At 58.7% G+C, this 14,680-nt stretch carries 12 protein-coding genes; 4 read left to right on the forward strand and 8 right to left on the reverse strand.

Annotated features, from left to right (window positions below; translation table 11 throughout):
- Positions 1-27: 27 nt before the first annotated feature.
- Positions 28-2,154, reverse strand: a complete 2,127-nt coding sequence (scpA, locus tag AC2TDJ_RS16430) for a methylmalonyl-CoA mutase (protein WP_480843755.1) — start codon at positions 2,152-2,154, stop codon at positions 28-30.
- Between the two features lie 168 nt (positions 2,155-2,322).
- Between scpA and AC2TDJ_RS16435 the strand changes: the two genes are divergently transcribed.
- Complete coding sequence (locus AC2TDJ_RS16435; protein WP_480843756.1) at positions 2,323-2,769, forward strand: DUF4174 domain-containing protein; 447 nt, start codon at positions 2,323-2,325, stop codon at positions 2,767-2,769.
- A 90-nt stretch (positions 2,770-2,859) separates the two neighbouring features.
- Here AC2TDJ_RS16435 and AC2TDJ_RS16440 read toward each other — a convergent pair whose 3' ends face one another.
- Together AC2TDJ_RS16440 and AC2TDJ_RS16445 are read right to left on the reverse strand one after the other, a co-directional pair.
- Positions 2,860-4,905, reverse strand: coding sequence for an ATP-binding protein (locus tag AC2TDJ_RS16440; RefSeq protein WP_480843757.1), 2,046 nt, complete (start codon positions 4,903-4,905; stop codon positions 2,860-2,862).
- 117 nt (positions 4,906-5,022) lie between these two features.
- On the reverse strand, positions 5,023-5,226 hold the full coding sequence (locus AC2TDJ_RS16445) for a hypothetical protein (protein WP_480843758.1): 204 nt from the start codon (positions 5,224-5,226) through the stop codon (positions 5,023-5,025).
- A 713-nt stretch (positions 5,227-5,939) separates the two neighbouring features.
- Here AC2TDJ_RS16445 and AC2TDJ_RS16450 point away from each other — a divergent pair.
- Positions 5,940-7,040 (forward strand): DcaP family trimeric outer membrane transporter, encoded by a 1,101-nt coding sequence (locus AC2TDJ_RS16450; protein WP_480843759.1) that lies wholly within the window; start codon positions 5,940-5,942, stop codon positions 7,038-7,040.
- 86 nt (positions 7,041-7,126) lie between these two features.
- On the opposite strand, the gene AC2TDJ_RS16455 is transcribed toward AC2TDJ_RS16450, so the two are convergent.
- From AC2TDJ_RS16455 to AC2TDJ_RS16465, 3 genes are all read right to left on the reverse strand, one after another.
- The gene (locus tag AC2TDJ_RS16455; protein ID WP_480843760.1) at positions 7,127-7,480 is read right to left on the reverse strand and encodes a hypothetical protein; all 354 of its coding nucleotides are present in this window, start codon (positions 7,478-7,480) and stop codon (positions 7,127-7,129) included.
- 136 nt (positions 7,481-7,616) lie between these two features.
- The gene (locus tag AC2TDJ_RS16460) at positions 7,617-8,057 is read right to left on the reverse strand and encodes a DUF6497 family protein (protein ID WP_480843761.1); all 441 of its coding nucleotides are present in this window, start codon (positions 8,055-8,057) and stop codon (positions 7,617-7,619) included.
- Between the two features lie 116 nt (positions 8,058-8,173).
- Positions 8,174-9,706, reverse strand: coding sequence for an acyl-CoA carboxylase subunit beta (locus tag AC2TDJ_RS16465; protein WP_480843762.1), 1,533 nt, complete (start codon positions 9,704-9,706; stop codon positions 8,174-8,176).
- Positions 9,707-9,887: 181 nt separating this feature from the next.
- On the opposite strand from AC2TDJ_RS16465, the gene AC2TDJ_RS16470 reads away from it, so the two are divergent.
- Both AC2TDJ_RS16470 and AC2TDJ_RS16475 read left to right on the forward strand, forming a co-directional pair.
- Positions 9,888-11,093 carry a multidrug effflux MFS transporter gene (locus AC2TDJ_RS16470; protein WP_480843763.1) on the forward strand — a complete coding sequence of 402 codons (1,206 nt, stop codon included), beginning with the start codon at positions 9,888-9,890 and terminating at the stop codon, positions 11,091-11,093.
- A 63-nt stretch (positions 11,094-11,156) separates the two neighbouring features.
- Positions 11,157-12,557 (forward strand): helix-turn-helix domain-containing protein, encoded by a 1,401-nt coding sequence (locus tag AC2TDJ_RS16475; RefSeq protein WP_480843764.1) that lies wholly within the window; start codon positions 11,157-11,159, stop codon positions 12,555-12,557.
- Between the two features lie 66 nt (positions 12,558-12,623).
- On the opposite strand, the gene AC2TDJ_RS16480 is transcribed toward AC2TDJ_RS16475, so the two are convergent.
- Both AC2TDJ_RS16480 and betA read right to left on the reverse strand, forming a co-directional pair.
- Positions 12,624-12,863 carry an HP1242/YdcH family protein gene (locus AC2TDJ_RS16480; protein ID WP_480843765.1) on the reverse strand — a complete coding sequence of 80 codons (240 nt, stop codon included), beginning with the start codon at positions 12,861-12,863 and terminating at the stop codon, positions 12,624-12,626.
- A 111-nt stretch (positions 12,864-12,974) separates the two neighbouring features.
- Positions 12,975-14,633 carry a choline dehydrogenase gene (gene betA, locus AC2TDJ_RS16485; RefSeq protein WP_480843766.1) on the reverse strand — a complete coding sequence of 553 codons (1,659 nt, stop codon included), beginning with the start codon at positions 14,631-14,633 and terminating at the stop codon, positions 12,975-12,977.
- Between the last annotated feature and the right edge of the window lie 47 nt (positions 14,634-14,680).

Consider the following 14,680-nt stretch of genomic DNA (forward strand, 5'->3'; position numbering starts at 1 on the left):
CGTTCCTGCGGTCGTTGCCTGAAAGCACTATTCGCGCGCTTCACCGATCAGACGCAAGATATCCTGCGCCGCCTCAGGTATATTTGTTCCCGGTCCGAAAATCGCCTTGACGCCGTGGTCATACAGGAACTGGTAATCCTGTTGCGGGATGACGCCGCCGCAGATCACGATGATATCCTCGGCACCGGCTTTTTTCAGCTCCTCGACCAGTTGAGGCGCCAATGTCTTGTGACCCGCAGCCTGAGAGGAGATCCCAACCACGTGCACGTCGTTATCCACTGCGTCTTGCGCCGCTTCGGCCGGGGTCTGGAACAAAGGCCCAACGTCCACGTCAAAACCGATGTCGGCAAAGGCCGTCGCAATCACCTTGGCGCCCCGGTCGTGACCGTCCTGCCCCATCTTGACGACCAGAAGACGGGGGCGGCGCCCTTCAGCCTCGGCAAAATCCTCGATGGATTTCTGGATCGCGGCGAAACCTTCGTCGCCCTCGTAGGCTGCGCCGTAAACGCCAGCCAGCGTCTTAACTTCGGCGCGATGACGACCGAATTCTTTTTCCATGGCCATGCTGATCTCTCCTACGGATGCGCGGGCGCGGGCGGCTTCGACGGCAGCGGCCAGCAAATTGCCTCCTTCGCGGGCGGTAACGGTCAGGGCGTCCAAGGCTTGCTGGCAGGCGGCTTCGTCGCGGGTCGACCGAATACGTTCCAAACGTGCGACCTGAGCTTCGCGAACGGCAACGTTATCAACGTCCAATATGTCGATCGGATCTTCCTGTTCCTTGCGATACTTGTTGACCCCGACGATCACCTCGTCTCCCCGGTCGATCATCGCCTGACGGCGGGCCGCGCTTTCCTCGATCCGCAGCTTGGGCATGCCAGAGGTGACGGCTTTGGTCATACCGCCCATCTCCTCGACTTCTTCCATCAAGGCCCAGGCCTTTTCGACCAGTTCGTTGGTCAGGCTTTCGACATAGTAAGACCCGGCCAACGGATCGACCACGTCGGTCACGCCCGTTTCTTCCTGCAGCACCAACTGCGTGTTCCGTGCGATGCGGGCCGAGAAATCGGTGGGCAGCGCAATCGCCTCGTCCAGAGCGTTTGTATGCAGCGATTGTGTTCCGCCCAGTACCGCGCTCATCGCCTCATAGGCAGTGCGGATCACGTTGTTGTAGGGGTCCTGCTCCTGCAAGCTGACGCCCGAGGTCTGGCAGTGGGTGCGCAGCATCTTGGAACGTTCGGATTTTGCCCCGAACTCTGTCATCACACGGTGCCACAGCGTGCGCGCCGCACGCAGCTTGGCAATCTCCATGAAGAAATTCATGCCGATGGCAAAGAAGAAGGACAGCCGGCCAGCAAACTTGTCCACATCCATCCCGGCCTGCGTCGCGGCGCGGACATATTCGCGGCCATCCGCCAGCGTATAGGCCAGTTCCTGAACGAGATTGGCCCCGGCCTCCTGCATGTGATAGCCCGAGATCGAGATCGAGTTGAATTTCGGCATCTCGTTCGAAGTGTATTCTATGATGTCCGAGATGATCTTCATCGACGGTTCAGGCGGGTAGATGTAGGTGTTGCGCACCATGAACTCTTTCAGAATGTCGTTCTGAATGGTGCCAGACAGGGCTGATTTGTCGTGGCCCTGCTCTTCGCCCGCTACAATGAAATTCGCCAGGATCGGGATCACCGCACCGTTCATGGTCATCGAGACAGAAACCTTGTCCAGCGGGATGCCGTCGAACAGAATCTTCATATCCTCGACGCTGTCGATAGCGACGCCTGCCTTGCCCACGTCTCCAACGACGCGCGGATGGTCACTGTCATAACCCCGATGCGTCGCCAGATCGAAGGCAACCGACACGCCCTGCTGGCCGGCAGCCAGGTTGCGACGATAGAAAGCGTTCGACTCCTCAGCTGTCGAAAACCCGGCGTATTGACGGATGGTCCAGGGGCGGCCCGCATACATTGTTGCCTTGACACCGCGCGTAAACGGCCCGAATCCGGGAAGCGACCCCATATGGGGCAAATCAGCGGTATCTTCCTGCGTATAAAGCGGTTTGACGTTGATACCTTCCAGCGTCTCTTTGGTCAGATCGTCCAACGGCCGTCCGCGCAGCTCTTTTTCAGCCAGCGCCTGCCAGTCCTTCGTGTTGGTCATTTCGATTTCCTCTCGTCAATTCGGGTCGCGGCAGGCTGTTGCCCGCGCGCAGAGTTGTTCGGCGCCGCCTCTTTCCGACGGTCAAAGCGCGAATTTTTGAGCGCTGTCTGCAATTCGCCGGTCGCATTCGTCCGCACAGCGGCTATATTCAACAGGACAGGAGGCCCTATGACACGCACGCTTGCCCTTGTTTTCTCGGCACTAATCCCGCTGGCGGCATTCGCCGCAGACGGGTCTGCACCTACGGATGACGCATTCGTTCGTCCGACTGGCGACAGCGATCTGAGCGAATTTCTCTGGGTCAATCGGCCCATTGTCGTATTCGCGGACACGCCGGCAGATCCGCGTTTCCAGCAACAAATCGACATGCTGCTTGAGGGCGAAGAAGCGATGCGCGACCGGGATGTGATCGTGTTGACCGACACGGACCCGGCGGCCCGGTCGGCGATCCGGTCACAGTTGCGCCCGCGTGGGTTCCAGATGGTGTTCGTCGATAAAGACGGCGTGGTCAAGCTGCGCAAGCCCAGTCCCTGGAGCGTGCGTGAGATCGGTCGGTCCATCGACAAGACGCCGCTGCGCCAGCGCGAAATCCGCGAGCGGCGCGAAGGCGGCTGACCGAACTCTTCCAGACTGCCACACAGGCTGGCCCCGGCGCAAAGCGCCGGTAACTTTGGGATATGTGGCACAGTCGCGCGCATGGCGTGATCACTCAAATTCCATGATCACATCGTCCACGGCCAGACTGTCGCCGGGACCCGCGTTGATCTTGGATACGGTGCCCTTCTTTTCGGCGCGCAGGATGTTTTCCATTTTCATCGCCTCAACCGTGCAAAGCGCCTGACCTTCCTGCACCTCCTGACCGACTTCGACATCGACTTTCACGATCAGGCCGGGCATCGGGCACAACAGCATCTTTGAGGTATCTGGCGGTAGTTTCTCGGGCATCAGCTTGGCCAGTTCCGCCGCGCGTGGGCGGCGCACATGCACCTTCAGGTCCGCGCCGCGGTTCCGGATGCGGAAGCCGCCCGAGACCTTGCCGACTTTCAGAACCAGCGTATGGCCATCGACATCCAGCACCGCCAGTTGATCGCCCGGAGTCCAATCCGAAGCGACACGCAGCGCGGATCCGTCCTCGAACTTCACGGTCGCACCTTCCCTGTCGGCATTGACCTGCACGGCATATTCCTGACCCTGCAACGAAACGACCCAGCGTTTCCCGACCTTGCGTTCGTGGTTGTCCATCCGGCCAGATACGCGGGTGCGGCGGATTTCCGCGACCCGGTGCATCGCCGCGCAAGAAGCCGCAATGCGTCGCAGATCGTCTTCGGGCAGCTCGACACCTTCAAAACCATCCGGGTATTCCTCGGCAATGAAGGCCGTGGTCATGTCGCCGCTGACGAATTTGGGATGGTCCATCACGGCCGACAGGAAAGGCAGGTTGTGGCCAATGCCCTCAACCTCGAAACTGTCCAATGCGACACGCATGGCCTCGATCGCCTGCGCCCGCGTCGGGGCCCAGGTGCAGAGCTTGGCGATCATCGGATCGTAATACATGCTGATCTCGCCGCCCTCATAGACGCCGGTATCATTGCGCACGGCCGTGTCGCCTTCGGGCGCGTCACCCTGCCATTTTCCATTCACCAGCAACGGGCCAGCGGCGGTTTCCTGCGGCGGGCGATAGCGGGTCAAGCGCCCGATCGACGGCAGGAAGTTGCGATACGGGTCCTCGGCATAAAGGCGGTTTTCAATGGCCCATCCGGTCAGGGTCACGTCGTCCTGCGTGATCGACAGTTTCTCGCCCGCCGCCACACGGATCATCTGTTCTACAAGATCAACACCGGTGATCAGCTCGGTCACAGGGTGCTCCACTTGTAGACGTGTGTTCATTTCAAGGAAGTAAAAGTTCTTTTCGCCATCGACGATGAACTCGACCGTCCCCGCGCTTGCGTAGTCCACAGCCTTGGCCAGTGCGACCGCCTGTTCACCCATTGCCCTGCGAGTCTCAGGATCAAGGAAAGGCGATGGAGCTTCCTCCACCACTTTCTGGTTCCGGCGTTGGATCGAGCATTCGCGCTCACCCAGATAGATGCCGTTGCCATGGCTGTCACAGAGCACCTGAATTTCGATGTGGCGAGGCTGGGTCACGAATTTTTCGATGAAAATCCGATCGTCACCGAACGAGTTGGCGGCCTCGTTTTTGGATGACTGGAAGCCCTCGCGCGCCTCTTCATCATTCCACGCGATCCGCATCCCTTTGCCACCGCCCCCGGCGCTGGCCTTGATCATCACCGGATAACCAATGTCGTTTGAGATCTTCACCGCCTCATCCGCGTCTTCGATCAGCCCCATGTAGCCGGGCACGGTCGAAACCCCCGCGTCCTGAGCAATTTTCTTCGAGGTGATCTTGTCACCCATAGCCTCGATTGCGCCTTTGGGAGGGCCGACAAAGGCGACACCTTCGGCTTCGAGCGCTTCAGCGAATTTGGAGTTTTCAGACAAGAAGCCATAGCCCGGGTGAACCGCCTGGGCACCGCTTTGACGTATGGCGTCCATGACCTTGTCGATCACGATATAGGACTGGTTGGCCGGCGGTGGGCCTATATGAACTGCCTCATCCGCCATTGAGACATGCAGCGCGTTCTTGTCCGCATCCGAGTAAATGGCAACCGTGCCGATTCCCATCTTGCGCGCGGTCTTGATGACGCGGCAGGCGATTTCGCCCCGGTTGGCGATCAGGATCTTGTTGAACATGAAACGTCCTTTGTCTTGGTGTTCCGAAAACGCAAAAACGCCGCTGCAGGGTGCGAGCCCTGCAACGGCGTGATGCGCGATGACTGTCGGGGCCGTGCAAGCCCCGAAGAAGTGTTGTTAGTTACAGTTGTTCTGCGTCTTGCAGTACAAGACGTTGCCTGCGGCCCCGACCGCCGCTCCGAACAACGGGTCGGCGTTAAGGACCGCTGCGCCGATTGCCCCGGCACCGCCGCCAAGCACCGCTTGCTCGCCTGTAGTGTCGCCGCAAGCCGCAAGCCCTGCGCAGGCCGCCAATACATAGCACAGTCGTGAGAATCGCATTTCTTCTGCCCCTTTAGGTTTCTTGAAGTCTTTGATGGCAGATGTGGGAAACAGGCGTTGTTATGCAATAACAATGCGCGGAATTTCATGAATTGCGCAAGTTTTTGCCTCCGCACCCTGGAACCCTGCCTGGAACCCTGCGCAAAGAAAAACGCGGACAGGTGATTGTGGGGTTCACAAGCCTGTCCGCGGAAGGAAGGGGTACGGAATAGTAGGTGCTTGTGCGACGCAGGCAAAGTAGAGCCGCACGGCCCGACCACCTTGCACAGTTCATTTTCGGCCGCCAACCTGGCATTTCTTCCTTTTTGATTTCCGGCTGAAACCCGCCAATCGGGCAAAATCTCGCGCAGATTTGCGCCGACGTCTCGGCATGAGACATTCGTTTTCACACCCGTTTCGCACGTCACATTGTCGTTACAAAACGACTGTGAGAGCCCAGCCTGGCGCCAAATCCCCTCACAACAAATGTGTTGGATACGATGAAAATTGTTGCGTGCATATGGGCGCTTAGGAACGCGGATCACACGCGAGTGAATACCGCTGCAATTCCCGTCACGATTGCTTGAGAATACGCGGTTGTTTTCTCCAGCTTTAGTGATTTCCATCAACCTTGCATGCGTGAAACTGTGGCGTCGCACACTCGCACACAAGGACTTAATCCCATGAAAATAAAGGGTAAAACAACTTGCCTGCTTGCTGCCAGCACACTTTGCGTGACCGGTACGCAAACCTTTGCGCAAGATGCTCAGACACAGGCCGAACTGGACGCGCTGCGCGCCCGGGTCGAAGCTCTGGAGACCGCCAATCCCGGCTCGAGGACCGGTGATTTGCAGATCGGCAACACCACACTTGACGTCTACGGATACGTCAAAGCCGACTTCTTCTACGACTTTGAATACGATCAGGGCGACACGGCCTTCGTGAACGTAATCGGCGAGCCCTCGGCGGCAACCGACGGAACTTTCGGGGCCACGGTCCGGCAGTCGCGGATTGGCCTCAGAACCAACACTCCCTCGGCGATCGGAGACATCGGAAGTCAATTGGAACTGGACCTTTTCGCGTCGAACGGAACAGCTGAACTGCGCCTGCGCCACGCCAATATCACAATCGGAGACGCCTGGCTGATCGGTCAGACATGGACCAATTTCATGCCGCTCAATTCGTACCCGACCACGGTCGAATTCAATGGCCCCGTCGGGATCCCCTTCGCTCGTGTTCCACAAGTGCGTTACACGAATAACTTTGCGGATAACACGACCTTCGCCGTCTCGGCTGAAGAAAACGTTGGCGGCTCCAATTCCAATGATCCGGTCCTGACCGGTTCTGTCGAATACAATGACGGAACCTACCTCGCACGGGCTTCGGCCCTGTACGGCAAGGCGCAGTCCGGCAATGTCGAGGTCGACCAGACCGGCTTTACTTTGTCCGGATCGATCCGCCCATGGAACGGCGGCTTGTTTCAGGTCAACTATGTCAACGGCGAGGCCCTTGGACCCTACCTGATCGGCCTGGGTGCTCCGATCGTCAACGGCCAAGCCAACGATGTCGACGGCTACACCGTCGAGTTCCGACAGGATATCACCCCGAAATGGAATGTTGGCATCAGCTACGGTCAGGAGGACTACGATCTGCCGACCTCGACCGGAACGCTTTCGTTCACCGAACTGGAAACGATCCACGTCAACGCCTTTTACAAGGCGACTGACAACCTGACATTGAGTGCCGAATACATCTATGGCGAGCGGAACGACGTCAACACTGGCCGTACTTTCGACGGGAACCGCGTTCAGGTTGCCGCGCAACTGAACTTCTGACGCATCAACATGGCCTCGCCCAATCCAGGGCGGGGTCACACAGCCTTCGCCGCGCTGCGCCATATTTTGCATCACACCAGTCACGATCAACCTGCCCCGTCCAGAATGTCGGGAAAGGACTGGCGCACAGCTTCCAGATCAATGACCAGCAAAGCATCATAGCTGGCAGGATCAAAGGGATCCTCCGCCGCGACAACCTCACGCCCGAACAGCCAGCTCAAGCGCCCGGCATCCAGGTTTCCGCGCTCGAATGGCTGATCCCAAAAATGTTCTACCAAGGCACGCATAAAGGCGGCATCAGCCCTGCGGTCAGCCGGTTTGCGGTCCCTGAATCGTTCGCGCCGGGTCAGCGGTGTCGCGCCCTTTGGGTTGGCGCGTCGAATGGTGAACTGGAAATCCGTACCGGGCAAACGGCCGGGGAAACCGCGATGTTTCAACATGCTTTAATCTCCTCGCTCTTATTGCTGAGAAGACAAGGAAACCGGTGTATGGACCGGGATGGAAAAGTCATGCAAACCTCCGAAGGTGCGACATGGGGATAAGGCTCGCTGAGGTCATGAATTCTGGTATTCATGGTCAGAGCCCCTCCCAGATACACCGGGACTCTTCCAGGCGGTAGGCTTCGAAAAACTGGGTGGCGGCAAGGTCCGTTTCGCCGAAATCCAGTGCGCGATCCGAGAACGAGATTACGACGCGGGCCGGTTCCAATTCGTGCTTCGCCACGTAAGGCACCGCCAAAGCCTCGCACAAGTGCGCCATGTCGACCACCGCGACATCATAGGTGATGTGCCCGGCGGTCGAGCCGATTTTCGGCGCGACAAACCTGAACCGAACCCAAAGCTCGCCCGGATTTGTGTCCAGCAAAACGTTGTTGAGTTCGACAGGTTGTCCGGACGGAACCGGAAGCAACGATTCACCCCACGCCACCGGTGCCGACAGCAACGTTACGACGGACCAAACAAAGGCGCAGCCCCGGAACCGCCGCGGGCGACAACCTCCATTCGGAGTTGCGCGCATCAGGCTTTGGACCTGCGCTATGCTATCTCTGTTTGCTTGCATTACTTAGAGGCTGTACGTCGCTGTTTCGCTTGGATTTCTTTGATCGCGGCGGGCGCATTGCTCCGCCGCTTACCTCACAACGGGATATTGTCGTGTTTCTTCCAGGGGTTCTTCAGCTGCTTGTTGCGCAAGCTGGCAAACGCCTTGGACACGCGGCGGCGGGTGGACTGCGGCATGATCACCTCGTCGATGAAGCCACGCTCGGCGGCGACGAAGGGATTGGCAAACCGGTCTTCGTAGTCCTGAGTATGCTTGGCGATCTTGTCCGAGTCGCCCAGATCCGCCCGGTGGATGATTTCGGTGGCACCCTTGGCGCCCATCACCGCAATCTCGGCCGTGGGCCAGGCATAATTGAAATCGCCGCGCAGGTGCTTGGACGCCATGACGTCATAAGCCCCGCCATACGCCTTGCGGGTGATTACGGTGACCTTCGGCACTGTCGCCTCGCCGTATGCGAACAGCAGCTTGGCGCCGTGCTTGATCACGCCACCATATTCTTGCGAAGTACCGGGCAAGAAGCCCGGAACATCCACGAAGGTCAGGATCGGAATTTCGAAACAGTCACAGAACCGTACGAACCGTGCCGCCTTGCGGGAACTGTCGATGTCCAGACACCCGGCCAGAACCATCGGCTGATTGGCTACCACGCCAACAGTCTGCCCCTCCAGACGGATGAAGCCGGTGATGATATTCTTGGCGTAGTCTTCCTGGATTTCGTAAAAGTCGCCCTCGTCCGCCACCTTGGTGATAAGTTCCTTCATGTCGTAGGGCGTGTTCGGATTGTCGGGGATCAGCGTGTCGAGCGAACCCTCAACCCGTTCGGGGCTATCGAAGAACGGACGTACGGGCGGCTTTTCGCGGTTGTTGAGTGGCAAGAAATCGACCAGGCGCCGAACCTCTGCCAATGCCTCGATATCGTTTTCGAACGCGCCGTCGGCAACCGAAGACTTCTTGGTATGGGTCGACGCCCCACCCAGTTCTTCGGCCGTTACGACCTCGTTGGTGACGGTCTTGACGACGTCCGGACCTGTCACGAACATGTACGAGGTATCTTTGACCATAAAGATAAAGTCTGTCATCGCCGGGCTATATACCGCACCGCCGGCACACGGGCCCATGATCACACTGATCTGAGGCACGACGCCCGACGCCATGATGTTGCGTTGAAAAACTTCCGCATACCCCGCCAGCGATGCAACACCTTCCTGGATTCGCGCCCCGCCCGAGTCGTTGATACCGATCACGGGGGCGCCATTCTGCACAGCCATGTCCATGATCTTGCAGATCTTCTGCGCATGTGTTTCCGAAAGAGAACCACCGAATACCGTGAAATCCTGACTGAACACATAGACCATCCGGCCATTGATCGTACCCCATCCGGTCACGACCCCGTCGCCGGCAGTCTTTTGTTTTTCCATACCAAAATCGGTGCAGCGATGGCTGACGAACATGTCGAATTCTTCAAAGCTGCCTTCGTCCACCAGCAGCTCGATCCGTTCGCGTGCAGTCAGTTTTCCTCGCGCGTGCTGCGCGTCGATCCGCTTTTGCCCGCCCCCGAGACGTGCATTGTTGCGGCGGTCTTCAAGCTCGGAAAGGATGTCTTTCATGCCGGTATTCCCCTATGCGATTTTCCGGGACAATACCGATGCGCGACCTGTGACCAAAGAAGTTTTCGGCAAATTTGCAAACCTTTGGCAATCAAAGTGCAGATAATTGCAAATTTGTTAATTCGCGCGACACCTCAAATGCCGGATGGCGTTTCCCGGAATGAGGCACTAATGGTGAACCATGCAGTTCAGAACGTCCACTGTGAGCCGAACACCCCCGACACTTGCAACACTTGTTTTGTTGTCCGGTTTGTCGGCACTCAGCATGAATCTGTTCCTGCCCAGCCTGCCTTTCATGGCCGCCTATTTTCAAACCGACTACAAGATCATGCAGCTGTCCATTGCGTTGTACCTGTTGGTCAACGCAGTCCTGCAGATTCTGATCGGCCCCATTGCGGACAAGGCCGGGCGCAGGCCGGTTCTGCTGTGGGGGCTGGCATTGTTTCTGCTGGCCACGCTGGGTTGTATTTACGCGCCGAATGTCGAGACGTTTCTGGCATTCAGAATGTTTCAGGCTGTGGTTGTTGTGGGTATGGTACTCAGCCGTGCCGCCGTCCGCGACATGTATGAACAGGATCAGGCGGCGTCGATGATCGGGTATGTAACCATGGGCATGGCAGTCGTGCCGATGATTGGCCCTGCAATCGGCGGGTTGCTTGAGGAGGCCTTTGGCTGGAAGGCCAACTTCTGGATGCCCTTCGGTCTGGCAGCGCTGACGTTGCTACTGACCTATCGCGATTTCGGGGAAACAGCCGCCGCGAGCGGAAAGACGCTTTTGCAGCAGTTTCGCGAATACCCCGAGCTGCTGACCTCGCCTCGATTCTGGGGCTATTCGCTGTCCTCGGCGCTGTCTTCCGGCGCTTTCTTCGCCTATCTCGGGGGTGCACCATTCATCGGGACCGAAGTTTTCGGCATGACTGCTTCTGAGGTCGGAGTATATTTCGGCGCCCCAGCGCTGGGTTACTTTTTCGGCAATTTCATCAGCGGACGCTATTCGATACGTTACGGCGTCAACAGAATGGTGCGCTGGGGCTGCTGGTTGAATGCAATTGGCGTAGCGCTGTCCGCGGCATTGTTTCTGTTGGGATTGGGTACGGCCATCAGCTTTTTCGGCCTGATGACCTTTGTTGGCCTTGGGAACGGCATGTCTATCCCGAACGCCACCGCCGGCGCGCTGTCTGTCCGCCCGCGTCTGGCCGCCACCGCCTCGGGGCTGAGCGGCGCGATCATGCTTGGCGGCGGCGCCGCCCTGAGCGCCCTGGCCGGTGCCCTCCTGACGCACGAGACGGGGGCCATGCCCTTGCTGTGGCTGATGCTGGCGACATCGGTTCTGGCCATATTTGCAATTACCAGCGTGATATGGCGCGAACGGCAGCTGGGCCTCTAACGGCTTGCGCCCGTGAATTTGCAAAGTTAGCCTGCGCATTCAGGAAATCTGCAAAGGCACGCCATGGCCACTCAGAAACTATACGCCGGTGCGAAACTGCGCGAAATGCGCACGCGCCTGACCCTGACACAGAAGGAATTCGCCACCAAACTAGGTGTCTCGCTGCCCTATCTGAACCAGATGGAGAACAACAACCGGCCAATCTCGACCACGGTTGTTCTGGCGCTGGCGCAGGAGTTCGGCATGGATGTGACCGAACTCAGTACCGGCGATAGTGAGCGGCTGGTTTCGGATATGCGAGAGGTGTTGGCCGACCCCGTTTTTGCCGACACCATGCCACCATTGGCCGATCTGCGATTGACCGCCTCGAACGCTCCGGCACTGGCGCGCGCGTTTATCGAACTACATCGCACGTATCGTCAAACCCATGAGCGACTGGCGTCGCTGGACGAGGCTCTGGGACGCGAGGACGCGCGCACCCAGGCGAGCCCCTGGGAAGAGGTGCGCGATTTCTTCCACTACTGCGACAACTATATTGATGCGGTGGATCGGGCTGCCGAACGGTTCGCATCGCGCGCCGAAGCACCGGGCGGTATCCGACAGGCGGCCCTCGGTAGCCTGACGGAACGAGGAATTCAGGTCACATTTGCCGATACCGAAACGCTGCGCAGTTATGACGCGGCAGAAAAAACTCTGCGTCTGTCTTCCCGCGCCGCGCCGCAGACGCAGGTGTTTCAGCTTTTGCTTCAAGTAGCCCTGATCAGCCAGGACAAGCTGCTTGAGGCCACCCTGGATTTCGCCCGCTTTCAAAGTGACGAAGCCCGCGCCATCGCGAAAATCGGGTTGGCCAACTATTTCGCCGGCGCCTCGCTGATGCCTTACGGCCCGTTTCTGGCCGCGGCGCAAGAGGACCGGCATGATCTGGAACTGCTCAGCAACCGTTTCGGGGCCTCGATTGAACAAGTGGCACATCGCCTGTCTACGCTGCAGCGTCCGGGGGCCAAGGGCATACCATTCTTTTTCGTGCGCGTCGATCAGGCCGGAACGATTACCAAGCGCCACTCCGCCACCCGATTGCAATTCGCTCGCTTTGGCGGAGCATGTCCGCTATGGAACGTCCACCGCGCGTTCGAAACACCGGGGCACTTTCTGCGCCAACTGGCGGAAACCCCGGACGGTGTTCGCTATATCTCTCTGGCGCGGGATGTTTCGAAATCCGGCGGCTCCTTCGGCGCGCCGGTCCGTCGATATGCTATCGCCTTGGGATGCGAGGTCCGTCACGCCGAGGCGCTGGTCTATGCCGACAATCTGGACATCAACAACGCCAGCGCCTTTGAACCGATCGGCATCTCTTGCCGGATTTGCGAACGCCAGACATGTCATCAGCGCTCAGTCCCACCGCTTGAACGACGCCTGACGATTGACGCGCATAGACGGGGTACCCTGCCCTACGAAGTGACCTGACTGTCCTCGGGCTTAAATTCCCCGAAACGGCGAGGTTGCGGCGGGGGCGGAGCCCCCACTCATATTTCAGGTCTTGGACAGGATCGCCCAGATCTCGTCCTTGAGTGCCGCGCGTTTCTTGCGCAGTTCAACTTCGGCCAGCTCCTCCATCGGGGCAACATTGGTTTCGGCCCTGTGAACCTCGCGGTTGACCTCGTGATACTCATCCGCCAGCCGCGCGAAATGCGCGTCCGTCTGCTTGAGCTGGCTCATCATTTCGACCTTGTCGGGGAATTCTTCGGCCAGTTCATGCGGGGTGTGGGACATCCTGTTCGCTCCTCTAATTGGCGTTACGTCCCGATGCTAAGGATACCTGCCAGACACCACATTGACGCGGATCAAAAACAACCCACGCCATTCAGTCTTTTGTGGGATATCTCATCGCTGCGCCGTCGCCCAACCGGGATGAATCCAGGGGCGATCGTTGGCTTTCGGCAAGGGATTTCTGCCCAGCATGTGATCCGATACTTTTTCGCCGACCATGATCGAAGGAGCGTTCAGGTTGCCATTTGTGATCTGCGGAAAGATCGAGCTGTCAGCGACACGCAGCCCATCCACGCCAATCACGCGCCCCTCGGGATCTACAACGGCGTTTTTGTCGTCAGCACGCCCCATCCGACAAGTTCCGCAGGGGTGATAGGCGCTTTCCGCGTGCTCGGCGATGAAACTGTTCAACTCTCCATCCGTCTGGACATGCGCACCCGGTTGGATTTCCTTGCCGGCGTAAGGTTTGAACGCGTCCTGCCCAAATATCTCACGGGTCAACCGGATACAGGTACGGAAGTCCTCCCAGTCTTCTTCGTGGCTCATGTAATTGAATCGGATAACGGGCGCGTCTTCCGGCCTGTTCGACCGCAGCGTCACCGCTCCGCGCGAGGGCGACCGCATCGGCCCCACATGCGCCTGGAAACCGTGCCCCTCGGCGGCGGCCTTTCCATCGTAACGCACAGCCATCGGAAGGAAATGGTATTGGATATCAGGATATTCCACGCCAGGCTTTGACCGGATGAACGCCGCGCTTTCGAACTGGTTCGACGCGCCTAGCCCGGTTTTCGTAAACAGCCATTGCGCACCGATCAGGCCTTTGCTGATCAGGTTCCAATGCTTGTAGAGCGTGATCGGCTGCAGCGAAGCCTGCTGTATATACAGCTCTAGATGGTCCTGCAGATTCGCACCCACGCCCGGACGATCCGCCACGACTTCAATGCCGTGCTCGGCCAAATGAGAGGCCCGGCCAATCCCGGACAGCATCAGCAACTTGGGCGAGTTGATCGATGACGCAGCCAGAACCACCTCGCGCCGCGCGCGGATGATCTCTTTCTTGCCGCCGCGGACCAGTTCGACCCCGCTCGCGCGTCCGTTTTCCATGACAACGCGCGAGGCGAGACCACGGACAATATCGCAGTTTTCGCGCTTCAGAGCAGGCCTCAGATACGCGTTCGCTGCCGACCAGCGCCGTCCCTTCCAAACGGTCTGCTCCATCGGCCCAAAGCCTTCCTGCTTCTCTCCGTTGTAGTCCCCGGTGACTTCGTAGCCTGCCTGCTGGCCAGCATCCACAAAGGCTTTGAACAGTGGATTTTCACGGGGTCCGCGTGAGACGTGCAGCGGCCCATCCGTGCCTCGCCATCTGTGATCGCCGCCATGACCCCCGTCATGCCAGGTTTCCATGCGCTTATAGTAAGGAAGCACATCCGCAAAGGACCAGCCATCGGCCCCCAGTTCGGCCCATGTATCAAAATCCCGGGCATGGCCGCGCACATAGACCATGCCATTGATCGAAGACGATCCACCGATCACCTTGCCGCGAGGGCAGGCCAACCGCCGGTTGTTCAGGTGCGGTTCAGGTTCTGACTGGTAACCCCAGTCATAGCGCGACATATTCATCGGATAGCTGAGCGCCGCCGGCATCTGGATGAACGGCCCGGCATCTGTGCCACCGTGTTCGATCACCAGAACCGAGGCGCCGGCCTCGCTAAGCCGGTATGCCATCGCACAGCCCGCGGATCCTGCGCCAACGATGACGAAATCTGCTTCCATATTCACGACTCCTTGCCCCGCCGCGCCAATTCGGAAGACACTCGGCG

The organism is Ruegeria sp. HKCCD6647-2 (assembly GCF_057221075.1).